Genomic DNA, 14,001 nt, shown 5'->3' on the forward strand with positions numbered 1-14,001 from the left:
TTCCGCCTTGTCGTGTTGCGTGCGATGGGCTCTGGTCTGCGGGATGACACAGACTCTCGCCGCCCCCGCCACACGTCCGCTTGCCGGCATCCTCTGGATGTTGGTCACGGGGCTGTGTTTTGTGGGCGTTCAGGCGACGGTCAAACACCTCGGCCCCCGCGTGCCGCCCATCGAGGCCGCATTCCTGCGCTATCTGCTGGGGCTTGTGTTCCTGCTGCCGATGCTGCCCGCGCTGGCACGAACCCATCTGACCCGGCGGGCCTGGCTGCTGTTCGCGCTGCGGGGCGTCACACAGGCGACGGCGGTGATGTTCTGGTTCTTCGCCATGACCCGGATCACCCTCGCCGAGGTCACGGCGATGAACTACCTCAACCCGATCTACGTCACCATCGGCGCGGCCCTTTTCCTGGGCGAGCCATTGGCAGCGCGGCGGGCGGCTGCGATCGCCGTGGCCTTCGCCGGGGCGCTAATCATTCTCCGCCCGGGCGTCCGGGCGTTGGACGCTGGACACGCCGCCATGGTCGTCACCGCTTTGGCGTTCGCGGCCTCTTACCTGATCGCCAAGCTGATGACCGGTTCCGTCGGCCCGTCCGTGGTGGTCGCGATGATGTCGATCATGGTGACGATCGTGCTGGCGCCCTTCGCAGCGGCCGTCTGGGTGCCGCCGAGTTGGGGCGACCTGGGGTGGCTGATGATCGTGGCGGCCTTTGCGACGGCGGGGCACTACGCGATGACGTTGGCCTTTCAGGCGGCGCCGTTGGCCGTCACCCAGCCCGTCGCATTCTTGCAACTCCTCTGGGCCACCCTCGTCGGAGCGATTGTCTTCGGCGAGCCTGTGGACGGATGGGTGATGCTCGGCGGCGGGCTGATCATGGGTTCAGTCTCCTTCATCGCCTGGCGGGAGGCACGCTTGCGGATGGCGGGAGCCCCGTCCGCGCTCTGAACCTGCGGGTGCGGGATCAGCTGGTTTTTCGCCGGGACAGGAAGGGAAGGGGAAGGACGGGGATGCCATCCTCGATCAGGCTCTTCGCCTCGCTGGCGTTCGCTTCCCCGTGGATGGAGCGACGGGGCGAGTCGCCCTCGTGGATCGCGCGGGCCTCCCGCGCAAAATCCTGCCCGACATAGTCGCTGGTGGATTCGATCTTCTTGCGCAGCTCGGCCAGCGCCTTTTCCCTATCGGACGCCGGTTCGGACAGCGGATGCGCAGCCGCTCCGCCCGCGTCCTCGGTTTCGACCTTACGGTTTGCCCCGTGCGTCCGGACGCTGGGCGCCATGATCGCCTTTTCGACATCGACCGAGCCGCAGATGGCACAGGTGACCATTTTCGACGTCTTCAACGACTCATAGGCCGCCGCAGAGGCGAACCAGATTTCGAAACGGTGTTTCTCCGCGCATATGAGGCTGTACTTGATCATCCGAGTCAGATTTAGCCACTCGGGCGACTGAATAGTAGTGCCGTTCCGCTACATTTCGCCGTGCTGTGGCGCGAAGTCACCCGAGCTTTGCGGGGTCGAAGTCCTGCAGGATGCGCCGCAATTCCGGTTCGGCAACCTTTCTGGCGGCCTTCTTGGGCGAGAACCATTTCCGGCGCCGCTCCTTGCCTTCCGGGTATTTGGTGGCCATGGATTTTGCCTTGATCGGGTAAACGGCCACGACGCAGGGCAGGTCCTCCTCGCCCGCCGCCTCGCCGATTTTCAAGTAGCCGTACACGCCGAGGCAGGTGTCCTTCGCCTTTCCGCGGATCCCGGCTTCTTCCCAAGCCTCGACCGCTGCCGTTTCCGCGGGCGACAGGGTGTCAATGGGCCAGCCCTTCGGAATGATCCAGCGCCGCCGGGTGCGCGATGTGATGAGCAGGATCTGGGGTTTCCCTTTTACGATCCTGTAGCACAGGGCACCGTACTGGGTCCGCGCGCTCCCTTTCGGATGTCCCGCAAGCGAGGCGGGCATTTCTGCAATAGCCTTGAGATCCAAGTCTTCACCCTCACCAAATTTATTATCGAGTCCCGCCAGACGGTGATCGGCGGGTTGAGCCTGTCGAATAGAACTCCTTCATGTCGTCGGGGCCTTGCATATTGACCCAACTGCACGATGTGCATCGAATCTTGGCAAGGGTAGGGCATCTGTCAAGCTCCCCCGGTGGCCGCAGCTCCGGGACGTGCCGCTGGCTCGATCAGGCGCAGGTCATATATCTTCCGATGGCGGAGTGCCGCGGAGGAGCACAGGAGTGATGCCGAACGTGCAAGCTGTGTTTATCGGCTCGGAGATCTATCGGAAGTCCAGCTACGGCCCCTGGCATCCGCTGCGCGTGCCGAGGGTTTCCACGGTGATGGACCTTGCCCGTGCCCTCGGCTGGCTGCCGCGAGAGCAATACGCCGTGTCGCCCCGCGCGCGGCCGGCGGCGCTGACCTCCTGGCATCGGCCGGACTATATCGCGGCACTTCAGAGGGTGGAGACGACGCAGGTCGCCACCGAAGAGGACCGGGCGCGCTATGGACTTGGGACGCCATCGAACCCCGCATTCCCGGAAGTGTACCGGCGCCCCGCGACCGCCGCGGGCGGGTCCCTGCTGGCCGGCGAGATGCTGGCGGAGGGGGGCGTGGTCTACCATCCCGCCGGTGGTACGCACCACGGCCTGCCCGGGCGGGCCAGCGGCTTTTGCTATCTCAACGATCCGGTCCTGGGCATCCTGTCGCTCCGCCGAATGGGCGTGCGCCGGATTGCCTATGTGGACATTGATGCCCATCACCCGGACGGGGTGGAACTGGCCTTTGACGGCGACCCTGAGATCCGGATGATCTCGGTCCACGAAGAGCGGCGGTGGCCCTTCACAGGAGCTTTGGGGGATTGCGCCGGTGGGTCCGCCGTAAACCTTCCGGTGCCGCGGGGCCTGAACGACACCGAGATGTTGTGGATACGCGAGGCGCTGATACTGCCGCTCGTTGATGCCTTCGCCCCTGATGCCGTGGTGTTGCAATGCGGCGCCGATGCCGTCGAGGAGGACCCGCTGTCTCGCCTGTCGCTGTCAAACAACGCCCATTGGGAGATCGTCGCTTCCCTTCGGCCCCTCGCGCCGCGTTACCTCGTGCTGGGCGGCGGCGGGTACAACCCTTGGTCTGTGGGTCGGCTGTGGACTGGGGTCTGGGCGCTTTTGAGCGGCCGGGAGATCCCAGATCGGTTGCCCGCCGAAGGTCAGGCCGTGCTCCGCGCGTTGCGCTGGCAGGGAAACCGGCGCGGCAAGTCACCGCCAGAGCACTGGTTCGACACACTGCGCGACACCCCGCGGCCCGGCCCGCTGCGTGACGAGATACGGGACCGTGTAGCCTATCTGCGCCGCCGGGAGGGGCTGCGCTGAGCGGGGCGACACGGTGAGCTAGTCCTGCACATGTGAAATGCCGTGCTTTGGAAAGAAGCTGTGTCGCTCCCATTTCAGTGGTACACTTAACCTCGGGAGGCGTGGAGTTTGGCGTGAAACGGTTGCACGGGTATCGGTGGAGGAGCGAAGCGATGGGTTTCCCATGCGCCTGAACCGCCAAATTGCCGCGTGGTCCCGCCTGAGGCGTAGTAGGCGGCACAGACAGTCGCGCCCCGCCAGCCGCAAACGCGGCGTTGCCACCCACGTCATCGTGCTCGACGGAACCATGTCCACGCTCAAGGCGGGTCAGGAGACCAATGCCGGGCTGACCTACAAGCTCCTCGCGGACGAGGGGCCTCGCGCGGGTTTGTCCCTGCTCTATGATGCGGGGGTTCAGTGGCCGGACTGGTTCAGCACCCACCACGTCATTTCCGGCCGCGGCATGAACCGCAGCATCCGCATGGCCTATGGGTTCCTGGCCTCGCGCTATCGGCCCGGCGACCGGATTTTCCTGTTCGGCTATTCCCGTGGCGCCTTTGCCGTGCGCTCCCTCGGGGGCGTGATCGACAGGCTGGGTCTGCTCCAGGCGCAGCATGCGACGGTGCGGAACGTGCGCCAGATCTGGCGCCACTACGAGTGGGCGCCGGAGAGCGACGCGGCCGATGCATTCTCGCGCGCCTACTGCCATCGGGAGGTGCCCATCGAAATGATTGGCGTCTGGGACACTGTGAAGGCGCTCGGCTTGCGTTTGCCTTTGCTGTGGCGGCTGACGGAGCCGTCCCACGCCTTTCACAGCCACGCGCTCGGGCGCCACGTGCGCCGGGGATGCCATGCGCTTGCGCACGACGAAACGCGTTTGGCCTTTTCGCCGGAGCTATGGGAAACGCAGGGCAACCGCGCCGGGGTAGTGGTGGAGCAGCGCTGGTTCCCGGGATGTCATGGCGACGTCGGAGGTCAACTCGGCGGCTTCGACGACGCGCGGCCGAGGTCGAACGTTCCGCTGGTGTGGATGCTGGAACATGCCGAGGCCGCTGGCCTGCTGTTGCCCAGCGGTTGGCGAACACGCTTCCCGCAGGACATCACCGCTCCCTCCATCGGCACATGGCGCGGATGGGGAAAGTTGTTTCTTTTGCGGGAGCGCCGGCGGATCGGCTTCGACCCATCGGAGACCTTTCACCCTGCCATAGACAGAGCGATGGACCTGGCGGCGATTGCAGCAAGCTGACCTTCGGGATTTAGCCCCGAAGCCGCCGTGCGTTCGTGTCTGCCTTGATGTGGAGAGGGGCGATGGCGGCGCTCGCGATCGTCCCGAAATCTCCACCGTGGGTGGCGGCTTCCCCGGCATTCTGCGCGGCAAGCGCGAAGGCGGCCGGTTTTTCGAGTACCATGAGAACCGCCTCTGACGGTGGGAGCGTTCCGGTGACCATTGCCAGGGAGCGGCGCCAGATGACCTCGTTTGCAGCCATCATTGCTTCACCATACTCGGTGAGAGCGTTCTCCCAGTTCCGAACCGATTGCGCGAGCATCTGTAAACCGAACATTTCACTCTCCAGACAAGTGGTTCCCGACGCTACCATGCGCACCGGTAACATTCACCAATTTCTTGTTGACGAATTATGACGGAAATTACCGTCCGGTTATCTAACGTCAGGCGCGGACATTTGTTCCGCAAAAATCCTTCACTGCGACGCGGGCCGGATCACGCAACGTCTTCCAAATGCACTTCGGGCGTCACGCCGATTGCGCGGCAGATATCCTGGGTCAGATGCGGCTTGTTGAGCGTGTAAAAGTGCAGGTGATCCACTCCGCCCTCCACAAGCTGCGTGCAAAGTTCGGATGCCACGGCAATTGACAACAGGTCTTCGCGTCCGTCCCGCTGCGCCTTTTCGAAAGCTTCGTCCAGCCAGGCGGGCACCTTAGCCCCGCACCGCAAGGCGAACCGCCGCGCGTTCTTCCAGTTCTCGATGGGCAGGATGCCAGGCAGGATCGGGGCGTCGATCCCCGCCTTCGCGCACGCGTCGCGGAAGCGGAAGAATGTGTCCGCCTCGAAGAAGAACTGCGTGATGGCGGCGTCGGCTCCGGCGTCGATCTTCCGCTTCAGCCATTCGACGTCTGCAGTATCGCTCGCAGCCTCCGGGTGACGGTCCGGGTAGGCGCCGACGCGAATGGTGAAGTCCCCGGTGTCACGCAGGGCCGAGATCAACTCGCAGGTGTCCCGAAAACCGTCGGGATGGGGCTCGAACCGGTCAGACCCCTTGGGCGGGTCGCCGCGCAGGGCCACGATGTCCCGCACGCCTGCATCGGCATACTGGCGAACGATTTCCAACGTCTCTTCGCAGGTCGCGTCGACGCACGTCAAGTGGGCCGCGACGCGCAGGTTGGTCGTATGATGGATGGCCGACACGGCCTCATGGGTCAGCCGCCGCGTGGTGCCGCCAGCGCCATAGGTCACGGAGACGAATTCGGGGCGGAACGGGGCAAGAGCCTGTACGGTCTCGTGCAGGCGGAAGGACGCTTCCACCGAACGCGGCGGGAAGAATTCGAAAGAGACGTGCGGGGCGGTCATGGCGGGTTCGGGTCCTCTTGTGTCGCTATTGGGGATTGCACATCCTCGCCAATGAAGCAATTTCATAATTCTCACGAACGTTATGAGTCGCGCATGCATATCGATCTCCGCCACCTGCGATCCATCAAGGCCATTCACGACGCTGGCGGGTTGGCGCGTGCAGCCGAACTCCTGAATATCACGCAGTCGGCCCTGAGCCACCAGGTGAAGGGGCTGGAAGAGCAGGCGGGGATGGAGCTTTTCGTCCGCCGGTCGAAGCCGCTGAAGCTTTCGGCAGCGGGCCTCCGTATGCTCCGGGCCGCCGAACGAATTCTGCCCGAAGTGGCTGCCTTGGAAGAAGAATTTCGTTCGGTCAGGGCGGGCAAGTCTGGCCGCCTGCACATCGCCATCGAGTGCCACGCCTGTTTCGAATGGCTGTTTCCGGTGCTGGAGGAATTCCGCAAGGCCTGGCCCGACGTGGACGTGGACATTCGCCCCGGCCTGGCCTTCGATGCGCTGCCAGCTCTGTGGAAGGAGGAGGTCGATGTGGTCGTCTCCTCCGATCCGGAGGAGATCGAGGGCGTCGCCTTCAACGCGTTGTTCGATTATTCGCCTGTCTTCGTCGCATCCGCCCGCAACCCGCTGGCGGAGAAGCCGTTCATCGAGCCGGAGGACTTCCGCGAACAGATGCTCATCACATATCCGGTGGAGCGCACCAAACTCGATGTCTTCAGCCAGCTTCTGATGCCCGCCCGGGTGGAGCCGCGCGCGGTGCGCCAAGTCGAGTTGACCGCCGTGATTCTTCTGCTTGTTGCCTCCAATCGCGGGGTTGCAGTCTTGCCAGACTGGGTCGTGAGGGAGGTGCGTTACAACTCGGACTACGTCACCCGCCCCCTGACGGAACATGGGCTGACCCGCAGGCTCTATGCCGCCACGCGCAGGGATGACATCGAGAAACCGTTCATGGCGCATTTCCTTCGCCTCGCGCGGACCATCCCGGTCAAGTTGCAGCGGGAGGGCTGAGGGGCACAGGAGACGCCGGCGGGGCCGCAAGCCGAATGCCCTTGGATTCCGCACGGGCGCGTCGTATAGCGCCGCCCTGTTGCAAAGGAGCCGGGGTCGATGCAAGGCAGCGCCAATCTCAACGTCATGGTCAAGGCCGCGCGCAAGGCGGGGCGGTCGCTGGTCAAGGACTTCCGGGAGGTGGAGAACCTTCAGGTCGGCTCCAAGGGGCCCGGGGAATTCGTGTCAAAGGCGGACATGGCGGCGGAACAACTCATCCGCGAGGAGCTGTCCACGGCGCGCCCGCAATACGGCTGGCTGGGCGAGGAGACAGGCGAGGAGGAGGGGAAGGACCCCACCCGCCGGTGGATCGTGGACCCGCTGGACGGCACGACGAACTTTCTCCACGGCCTGCCTCACTGGGCGGTCTCCATCGCGCTGGAGCACAAGGGCGAGATCGTGGCGGGCGTGGTGTTCGACGCGGCCAAAGACGAGCTGTTCGTCGCTGAAAAGGGCGCAGGCGCCTGGATGAACGACACGCGTATCCGGGTGTCGGGCCGCCGCCAGATGAGCGAGGCGCTGTTCGCTACCGGTATTCCGTTCTCCGGCAAGCGCACGCTTCCGGCCATGATGCAGGACCTCGCTGTGCTCATGCCGCAATGCGCCGGCGTGCGGCGGTGGGGTGCGGCATCTCTGGATCTGGCGTATCTCGCGGCGGGCCGGTACGACGGCTACTGGGAGCGGGAATTCCACCCCTGGGACGTGGCTGCCGGCATCCTTCTGGTCCGTGAGGCGGGCGGCTTCGTCGAGCCCTTGCGGGACGGCGGCGACATGTTCGCGGATCGGTCGCTGGTCGCCGGAAACGGCGAGATCTTCGTCAAATTTGCAGAGACACTTCGCCGCCGCTAAGGCGTCTGAATCGGGCCATAATCACCAACTAGCCTCGGTCACATGATAGACCGTGCCCAGATATTTCATGCCCTCTCCCGGTTCGGCCGGGACGAAGACGGCGCAGTGACAACGGACTGGGTGTTGTTGACGGCTCTATTGATCGGATTGGTGCTCGCGACCTTCAACACGATTGGTGGTACCGTTGTGGATACTGCCATCGAGATGACCGACCACGATATTAAGACCACCTTCTGATCGGTCGTCCACAGTTACACACCCTTGAGCGGCACCTTACCGGCGCTTCCTCCGCACCGCGGGAATTTCGGTGCGTCCATAGGTGATCGGCGGATGCGGCGGCACTCCGTGCGTATTGGCCCAGAAGGCCGTGCCACCGCGGCGCATCCATGGCAGCAGCGTCAGGATGACCCCGGCAACAAAGCCGCCCGCATGCGCGCCATACGCAACCCCGCCGAGGTCGGGGTCGGCGGCTGCCGCCCCGACGATCTGAATTCCGAACCACAGAAACAGCATCAACCACGCCGGGACGGTGATGATGCGGAAGATGATGATAATGATCACAAGGATGTCGATTCGCGCCCTTGGGAACATCAGAAGATAGCCGCCCATAACGCCCGCAATGGCGCCCGACGCGCCGACTGTGGGTACCATGGAGCCGGGCGAGAGGGCCACTTGTGCAATCCCCGCCACCACGCCGCTTCCAAGGTAGAACAACAGGAACCCGACGTGGCCGAACTCGTCCTCCAGATTGTCGCCGAAGATCCAGAGAAACAGCATGTTTCCGAGCAGGTGGAGGATACTTCCGTGCAGGAACATGGAGGTGATGAAGGCGTGCGGGCTGGGGTATGCCGGTATCAGCGCATAATGGGCGTAGAACTGCATAAGGGCGCGATCGTCCAGCATCAGGTTCCAATTGGCAAAAAATATCCCCACGTTCACCACGATGAGCGCGTAGGTGACGTAGGGCGTTCGGCCTGACGGGTTGTGATCGCGGATCGGAAACATGGTCGGAGGCTAGTGTCCACGGCGAGACAATCAAGCCTGCTTCCGCTCGACGCTGAGAGCGAACGTAGGCCGTCAAGCCGCTTGATGCCCGCGGACTTACGGCCTAGGACGAAGCTCCCTGCGGGCGTGGCGGAATGGTAGACGCATGGGACTTAAACTCCCTGGGGCAGTAGCCCGTACCGGTTCAAGTCCGGTCGCCCGCACCACCGTTCAAATGAAACGCGGGCTTGCCTGAGCGGCCTCTGCGGATTGCCAGCGGCCCGCGTCTGCTTCATCCTTCCATCCCACGGGACGAGGCCCTTTACCTGCAGCGCGGAGGTGGGGCCGGACGGTGCGCATGCGGCTCGGGGTGGTCGAAGTGTCCGAAATGATCGTCGAAAAGGACCGGCTCGGGCCCCAGGTGCGATCCCTGTGGCAGGCTCTTCGAGCAGGTCAACATACGCGGCGCATCCTGTGGATGGTCGCGGCTATGCTGATGGCGATCGTCGCGAACGCGGTCGGGCAGGTTCGGCTGAATACCTGGCAGGGCGACTTCTACAACACGCTCGAGGGGCGACAGGTGGATGCGTTCTGGCATCAGGCAGTCGTCTTTCTCGTCATCGTGGCGGCCTTGCTGACGCTCGTTGTGATCCAGACGTGGCTGACCGAAATGCTCAAGCTGCGGCTTCGGGAGGCCCTCACGACCGATCTTCTGAACACGTGGCTGGTGCCTGCGCGCGCCTACCTGCTCCGGTTCGCGGGCCAGATTGGTATGAACCCGGACCAACGGCTGCACGAGGACGCCCGAAAGCTGACCGAACTCACGGCCGGCCTGGGTATCGGCCTCGCGCAGTCGAGCCTCCTTCTTGTCAGTTTCATCGGCGTTTTGTGGGGCCTGTCCGCCAACGTGACGTTCCGTTATGGGGGCGCGCAGTTCGGAATCCCGGGCTATATGGTCTGGTGTGCCCTTGCGTATTCGCTTGGCGGCTCGCTGCTGGCCTGGCGGGTCGGACGGCCTCTCGTCGGGATTAACGCGGGGCTTTATGCGGCCGAGGCGGAGTTGCGGTTCTCGATGGTGCGGCTGTCGGAATCCGCAGAAGGGGTCGCGCTCTACCGGGGGGAGGCTGACGAGCGCGCCCACCTCGGGCGGCGGCTGACCGAGGTCATCGACATCATGGTCAACCGTGCCTGGGGTCTGGCGCAACTGACCTGGGTCACCTCCGGCTACGGCTGGCTGGCGCTCATCTTTCCGATCCTCGTGGCTGCCCCCGGCTACTTCTCGAACGACCTGACCTTCGGGGCGCTGATGATGGTGGTTGGGGCGTTCTTTCAGGTCAACCAGTCGTTGCGGTGGTTCGTGGACAACGTTCCCACGATCGCCGATTGGCGGGCGACCCTTCGCCGGGTCACCGCTCTGCGGCACGCGCTCCAGAACATTGACGGGCTGACGCCGGACCGGGGAGCGGGTTCGCGGATTCGCCTCACGCGGAATGCGGAGCCCCGGCTGGAGTTGCTTGGGGTCTCTGTATCGCTGCGGGACGGGGTCACGCGGATCGAAGGGGGCGATTTGGCGGTAAACCGGGGTGACCGGCTGCTGATTACAGGGGATCCCGAATCGGGCAAAAGCACAGTCTTCCGTTCTATCGCCGGCCTGTGGCCATGGGGCGAGGGGGAGATCCGGTTGCCGGAGCCTGACAAGATGCTCTTCCTTCCGAACAGACCGTACCTGCCGTCCGGCACGCTGGAGGAAACGATTGCCTATCCCGATGCGCCTCCGCTGAACGGTGGAGCGGCCGCAGCACAGGCGCTCACCTCCGTAGGGCTGGGTCATCTGGTCGGCCGACTGTCCGAGGAGGCGCGGTGGGACCGGGAATTGAGCCTAGAAGAACAGCAGCGCCTCGGCTTCGCGCGTGCCCTTGTGCAAAGGCCGGGTTGGCTGCTGATCGACGATGCCGCGTCGGCTGTGGGCCACCGTGCGCGACGCGATCTGATGCTTGCGTTGACGAAATCCCAACCGGATCTCACCATCGTCGTGTTCGGCCGGGACGATGACGCCAGCGACGGCGAACTGTTCACGCGGTGCACTCGCGTGGTCCGCGATCCAGCGCCGGGGAACGACGAAACACCGGCAGCGCCGGAGTGACCGGGGCTAGGCGTTGAAGAGGAAGTGCAGGACGTCGCCGTCCTTCACTTCGTATGTCTTGCCTTCCACACGCATTTTGCCGGCTTCTTTCGCGCCCTGCTCGCCGCCGAGCGCGACGAAATCGTCGTAAGCGATGGTCTCCGCCCGGATGAAACCGCGTTCGAAGTCCCCGTGGATGACGCCGGCGGCTTTCGGTGCGCGGTCGCCCTTGTGGATCGTCCAGGCGCGGGCCTCCTTCGGGCCGACGGTGAAGTAGGTCTGCAATCCGAGCAGATCGTGACCCACGCGGATGAGCCGATCCAGTCCGGCCTCTTCCAGCCCGAGCTCTGCCAGGAACATCTCAGACTCCTCCGGGTCGAGCTGGCTGATCTCTTCCTCGATCTTGGCGGAAATCACAACGCTCGCCGCGCCCTCTTCCGTCGCCATCTTTTCCACCGCCTCGGTATGGGCATTGCCGGTGGCCGCGTCCTCCTCCGCGACGTTGCAGACGTAGAGGATCGGCTTGGTGGTCAGCAACTGCAGCATCGCCCAGGCCTTCTCGTCCTCGGCGTCCACATCGACCGTGCGGGCGGGCTTGCCGTCCTCCAGCGCCGCGAGCGCCGCCTTGAGCAGGCGCTCCTGCTGAACCGCGTCCTTGTCGCCGCCCTTCACCTTGCGCACAAGGCCGTGAAGGCGCTTCTCGATGCTCTCCATGTCCGCCAGCATCAGTTCTGTCTCGATCGTCTGAGCGTCCGCCACCGGGTCCACCCGGCCGTCGACGTGGGTCACATCACCGTCTTCGAAGCAGCGCAACACGTGCGCGATGGCGTCGCATTCACGGATGTTGGCCAGGAACTGGTTGCCCAGCCCTTCGCCGTTGGACGCGCCTTTCACCAGCCCCGCGATGTCGACGAAGGTCATCCGGGTGGGAATGATCTGCTTGGACTTAGCAATGGCGGCGAGCTTTTCCAGCCGCGGGTCGGGCACGGCCACTTCGCCGACGTTCGGCTCGATGGTGCAGAAGGGGAAGTTGGCAGCTTGCGCGGCCGCGGTGCGGGTCAGCGCGTTGAACAGGGTGGACTTGCCCACGTTCGGCAGGCCAACGATGCCGGTCTTGAAGCCCATGACGGTCCCTCTGCGGAAAAAAACTCGCCGCCTTCTAGTGTCCCGCGCTCCGGCCCGCAAGCAACCTCGAAGTATTCGCGGTTCTCCCGTAGTCTGGCCAGGCGAACAGGAGGAGACGCACCATGCCTTCCATCAGCCCGTACATTTTCTTCGATGGCACGTGCCGCGAGGCGATGACCGCCTACGCCGACATTCTCGGGGCGGAGATCCTTGCCATGATCCCCTACTCAGAGGCGCCGTCGACGGAAGGGATGCCGGATGTACCGCCCGAACACATCATGCACGCCGGAATTCGGTTTCACGACCAGCTGTTGATGGCGTCGGACGATATGCCGGGGCGCAACAAGGTGCCGGCCTCGACCTACATCATGGTCTCTCTGCCGGAAACAGAGGCGGCGCGGACGGCCTTTGACCGGCTGGCGGAGGGGGGCGAGGTTCTGGTTGCCTTCGGTCCGACGTTCTGGACGGAGGGCTTCGGCAGCCTGAGGGACCGCTGGGGCCAGCTCTGGATGGTTGGATCGGATACGACGGGCGTTTAATGGGGAGAGCAACGGGAGCAGCCGGTCCCTCGGCTGCAGGCGGTTGCCGTCACCCCGGAATGCCGAGATCGACCTTGGTGGGCGCGTCCTGCTTCATCCAGTTCCCGCCGGATGCCATGACGCAGCTTCTTCCGCTGGGGAGGGTCATCAGGATGGTCCATGTCCCGGTTTCCTCCGATGACCAGACCTCGACCATCCGTTGTTCGGATTCCAAGCCGAGCCCGCTTTGTTCCTCGCCGTAGAATGTCGCGAGGCGTTCCGCCACGATGGCCCGATCGCCGCAGTTCAGATCGTCCGACGCGGCCGGCGGGGCGGTGGCGGCGGTGCCGAAGATCACCGCCAGGGAAAGTGTGCGCTTGAACATGTGTGTCCCCTTACATGCCCGGGGCGGATCAAGTGCGGCCGGATACGCCGACGTGCCCCGTCTTCAAAGACAATCGCGACACGGCGGAGTTGTTCCCTGTCTGGGCGGGGCGCGCGAGCCGGCGCTGTGTGCCTGCGGCGCCGCCCTGGGCAAGGCCGCTTGATTTTCCCGGCGGCATTCTGCAAGTGGGCTGGAGCAAGTTGCGAGGATGCCATGACCCGGATCGACGACACGTTCCAACGCCTGAACGCCGAGGGCAAGAAAGCCTTTGTCGCCTACGTCATGGCGGGCGACCCGGACTACGACACGTCGCTTCAGGTCGTGAAGGGCCTGCCCGGCGCGGGAGTGGACATCATCGAACTCGGCATCCCCTTCACCGACCCCATGGCCGACGGCCCGACGATCCAGCGCGCCGGTCAGCGGGCGCTGGACGGGGGTCAGACGCTTCAGAAGACACTCGACATGGCGACGGCCTTTCGGGAAGGCGATCAGACTACGCCGATCGTCGCCATGGGCTACTATAACCCGATCTACAGCCGGGGTGTGGATCGCTTCCTGGAGGATGCAAAGGCCGCCGGGATCGACGGGCTGATCGTCGTAGACCTTCCGCCGGAGGAAGACGAGGAGCTTTGTATTCCGGCGCAGAAGGCCGGCCTCAACTTCATCCGCCTCGCGACGCCAACGACCGACGACAAGCGCCTGCCGCGCGTGCTGCAGAACACGTCTGGGTTCCTTTACTACGTGTCGATCACCGGCATTACCGGCTCGGCCGAGGCCCAGTCGGCTGACGTCGGCCCGGAAGTGGCGCGGATCAAGGCGGCGACCGACCTGCCGGTGATCGTAGGTTTCGGCATCAACTCCCCCGACAAGGCCGAAGCGATCGCCAGCGTCGCCGACGGCGCCGTGGTCGGCTCCGCAATCGTCAAGCTGATCGGCGAGGGCCGCCCTGTTCCGGAGATCCTCGACTTCGTGCGGGGTCTAGCAGAGGGCGCCCACCGGGCCTGACCCTCTGGCCGGGCTGTCGAAGCCATGGCGCTGCGGCGCCATCGGGGCCGTTGT

16 protein-coding genes and 1 tRNA gene are annotated in these 14,001 nt (G+C 64.5%); 10 read left to right on the forward strand and 7 right to left on the reverse strand.

Annotation, left to right across the window (positions count from 1 at the left end; all coding sequences use genetic code 11):
- Positions 1-43: 43 nt before the first annotated feature.
- Positions 44-943: a DMT family transporter gene (locus BM075_RS17585; protein WP_245758895.1), complete on the forward strand. Its 900-nt coding sequence runs from the start codon at positions 44-46 to the stop codon at positions 941-943.
- A 16-nt stretch (positions 944-959) separates the two neighbouring features.
- Here BM075_RS17585 and BM075_RS17590 read toward each other — a convergent pair whose 3' ends face one another.
- On the reverse strand, positions 960-1,415 hold the full coding sequence (locus tag BM075_RS17590; RefSeq protein WP_093362009.1) for a DUF1178 family protein: 456 nt from the start codon (positions 1,413-1,415) through the stop codon (positions 960-962).
- A 76-nt stretch (positions 1,416-1,491) separates the two neighbouring features.
- Positions 1,492-1,971, reverse strand: a complete 480-nt coding sequence (locus BM075_RS17595; RefSeq protein WP_245758896.1) for an NUDIX hydrolase — start codon at positions 1,969-1,971, stop codon at positions 1,492-1,494.
- A 256-nt stretch (positions 1,972-2,227) separates the two neighbouring features.
- Here BM075_RS17595 and BM075_RS17600 point away from each other — a divergent pair, with 256 nt between their 5' ends.
- On the forward strand, positions 2,228-3,352 hold the full coding sequence (locus tag BM075_RS17600) for an acetoin utilization protein AcuC (protein WP_093362010.1): 1,125 nt from the start codon (positions 2,228-2,230) through the stop codon (positions 3,350-3,352).
- A 163-nt stretch (positions 3,353-3,515) separates the two neighbouring features.
- Positions 3,516-4,577, forward strand: a complete 1,062-nt coding sequence (locus BM075_RS17605; RefSeq protein WP_093362011.1) for a DUF2235 domain-containing protein — start codon at positions 3,516-3,518, stop codon at positions 4,575-4,577.
- Between the two features lie 10 nt (positions 4,578-4,587).
- Here BM075_RS17605 and BM075_RS17610 read toward each other — a convergent pair whose 3' ends face one another.
- Together BM075_RS17610 and metF are read right to left on the reverse strand one after the other, a co-directional pair.
- Positions 4,588-4,893, reverse strand: coding sequence for a hypothetical protein (locus tag BM075_RS17610; RefSeq protein WP_093362012.1), 306 nt, complete (start codon positions 4,891-4,893; stop codon positions 4,588-4,590).
- A gap of 158 nt (positions 4,894-5,051) precedes the next feature.
- Entirely contained in the window at positions 5,052-5,918 is an 867-nt protein-coding gene (metF, locus tag BM075_RS17615; protein ID WP_093362013.1) for a methylenetetrahydrofolate reductase [NAD(P)H], read from the reverse strand.
- Between the two features lie 93 nt (positions 5,919-6,011).
- Between metF and BM075_RS17620 the strand changes: the two genes are divergently transcribed.
- The 3 genes from BM075_RS17620 (at position 6,012) to BM075_RS17630 (ending at position 8,045) form a co-directional block, all read left to right on the forward strand.
- Positions 6,012-6,920, forward strand: a complete 909-nt coding sequence (locus BM075_RS17620) for a LysR family transcriptional regulator (protein ID WP_093362014.1) — start codon at positions 6,012-6,014, stop codon at positions 6,918-6,920.
- A gap of 99 nt (positions 6,921-7,019) precedes the next feature.
- Positions 7,020-7,808, forward strand: a complete 789-nt coding sequence (locus BM075_RS17625) for an inositol monophosphatase family protein (RefSeq protein WP_093362015.1) — start codon at positions 7,020-7,022, stop codon at positions 7,806-7,808.
- 42 nt (positions 7,809-7,850) lie between these two features.
- On the forward strand, positions 7,851-8,045 hold the full coding sequence (locus tag BM075_RS17630; protein ID WP_093362016.1) for a Flp family type IVb pilin: 195 nt from the start codon (positions 7,851-7,853) through the stop codon (positions 8,043-8,045).
- A 36-nt stretch (positions 8,046-8,081) separates the two neighbouring features.
- Here BM075_RS17630 and BM075_RS17635 read toward each other — a convergent pair whose 3' ends face one another.
- Positions 8,082-8,813, reverse strand: a complete 732-nt coding sequence (locus BM075_RS17635; protein ID WP_093362017.1) for a rhomboid family intramembrane serine protease — start codon at positions 8,811-8,813, stop codon at positions 8,082-8,084.
- A 120-nt stretch (positions 8,814-8,933) separates the two neighbouring features.
- On the opposite strand from BM075_RS17635, the gene BM075_RS17640 reads away from it, so the two are divergent.
- Both BM075_RS17640 and BM075_RS17645 read left to right on the forward strand, forming a co-directional pair.
- A tRNA-Leu gene (locus tag BM075_RS17640) sits at positions 8,934-9,019 on the forward strand.
- 131 nt (positions 9,020-9,150) lie between these two features.
- Positions 9,151-10,935, forward strand: a complete 1,785-nt coding sequence (locus BM075_RS17645; RefSeq protein WP_093362018.1) for an ABC transporter ATP-binding protein/permease — start codon at positions 9,151-9,153, stop codon at positions 10,933-10,935.
- A 6-nt stretch (positions 10,936-10,941) separates the two neighbouring features.
- Here the strand turns inward: BM075_RS17645 and ychF are convergent, their stop codons facing one another.
- Positions 10,942-12,039 carry a redox-regulated ATPase YchF gene (gene ychF / locus BM075_RS17650; RefSeq protein ID WP_093362019.1) on the reverse strand — a complete coding sequence of 366 codons (1,098 nt, stop codon included), beginning with the start codon at positions 12,037-12,039 and terminating at the stop codon, positions 10,942-10,944.
- Between the two features lie 122 nt (positions 12,040-12,161).
- Here ychF and BM075_RS17655 point away from each other — a divergent pair, with 122 nt between their 5' ends.
- The gene (locus BM075_RS17655; RefSeq protein ID WP_093362020.1) at positions 12,162-12,578 is read left to right on the forward strand and encodes a VOC family protein; all 417 of its coding nucleotides are present in this window, start codon (positions 12,162-12,164) and stop codon (positions 12,576-12,578) included.
- A 49-nt stretch (positions 12,579-12,627) separates the two neighbouring features.
- Here the strand turns inward: BM075_RS17655 and BM075_RS17660 are convergent, their stop codons facing one another.
- Complete coding sequence (locus BM075_RS17660; RefSeq protein WP_093362021.1) at positions 12,628-12,942, reverse strand: hypothetical protein; 315 nt, start codon at positions 12,940-12,942, stop codon at positions 12,628-12,630.
- A gap of 213 nt (positions 12,943-13,155) precedes the next feature.
- Here BM075_RS17660 and trpA point away from each other — a divergent pair, with 213 nt between their 5' ends.
- Positions 13,156-13,947, forward strand: coding sequence for a tryptophan synthase subunit alpha (gene trpA, locus BM075_RS17665; protein ID WP_093362022.1), 792 nt, complete (start codon positions 13,156-13,158; stop codon positions 13,945-13,947).
- Positions 13,948-14,001: the final 54 nt, after the last annotated feature.

This window comes from Tropicimonas isoalkanivorans, assembly GCF_900112335.1.
In the GTDB taxonomy this organism is placed as follows: Bacteria; Pseudomonadota; Alphaproteobacteria; order Rhodobacterales; family Rhodobacteraceae; genus Tropicimonas; species Tropicimonas isoalkanivorans.

Bases quoted from the DNA above. Each gene is read 5' to 3' on its own strand.
- BM075_RS17585 (WP_245758895.1), top strand. From the start codon at position 44: ATGACACAGACTCTCGCCGCCCCCGCCACACGTCCGCTTGCCGGCATC.
- BM075_RS17590 (WP_093362009.1), bottom strand. From the start codon at position 1,415: ATGATCAAGTACAGCCTCATATGCGCGGAGAAACACCGTTTCGAAATC.
- BM075_RS17600 (WP_093362010.1), top strand. From the start codon at position 2,228: ATGCCGAACGTGCAAGCTGTGTTTATCGGCTCGGAGATCTATCGGAAG.
- BM075_RS17605 (WP_093362011.1), top strand. From the start codon at position 3,516: ATGCGCCTGAACCGCCAAATTGCCGCGTGGTCCCGCCTGAGGCGTAGT.
- BM075_RS17610 (WP_093362012.1), bottom strand. From the start codon at position 4,893: ATGTTCGGTTTACAGATGCTCGCGCAATCGGTTCGGAACTGGGAGAAC.
- metF (WP_093362013.1), bottom strand. From the start codon at position 5,918: ATGACCGCCCCGCACGTCTCTTTCGAATTCTTCCCGCCGCGTTCGGTG.
- BM075_RS17620 (WP_093362014.1), top strand. From the start codon at position 6,012: ATGCATATCGATCTCCGCCACCTGCGATCCATCAAGGCCATTCACGAC.
- BM075_RS17625 (WP_093362015.1), top strand. From the start codon at position 7,020: ATGCAAGGCAGCGCCAATCTCAACGTCATGGTCAAGGCCGCGCGCAAG.
- BM075_RS17630 (WP_093362016.1), top strand. From the start codon at position 7,851: ATGATAGACCGTGCCCAGATATTTCATGCCCTCTCCCGGTTCGGCCGG.
- BM075_RS17635 (WP_093362017.1), bottom strand. From the start codon at position 8,813: ATGTTTCCGATCCGCGATCACAACCCGTCAGGCCGAACGCCCTACGTC.
- BM075_RS17645 (WP_093362018.1), top strand. From the start codon at position 9,151: ATGCGGCTCGGGGTGGTCGAAGTGTCCGAAATGATCGTCGAAAAGGAC.
- ychF (WP_093362019.1), bottom strand. From the start codon at position 12,039: ATGGGCTTCAAGACCGGCATCGTTGGCCTGCCGAACGTGGGCAAGTCC.
- BM075_RS17655 (WP_093362020.1), top strand. From the start codon at position 12,162: ATGCCTTCCATCAGCCCGTACATTTTCTTCGATGGCACGTGCCGCGAG.
- BM075_RS17660 (WP_093362021.1), bottom strand. From the start codon at position 12,942: ATGTTCAAGCGCACACTTTCCCTGGCGGTGATCTTCGGCACCGCCGCC.
- trpA (WP_093362022.1), top strand. From the start codon at position 13,156: ATGACCCGGATCGACGACACGTTCCAACGCCTGAACGCCGAGGGCAAG.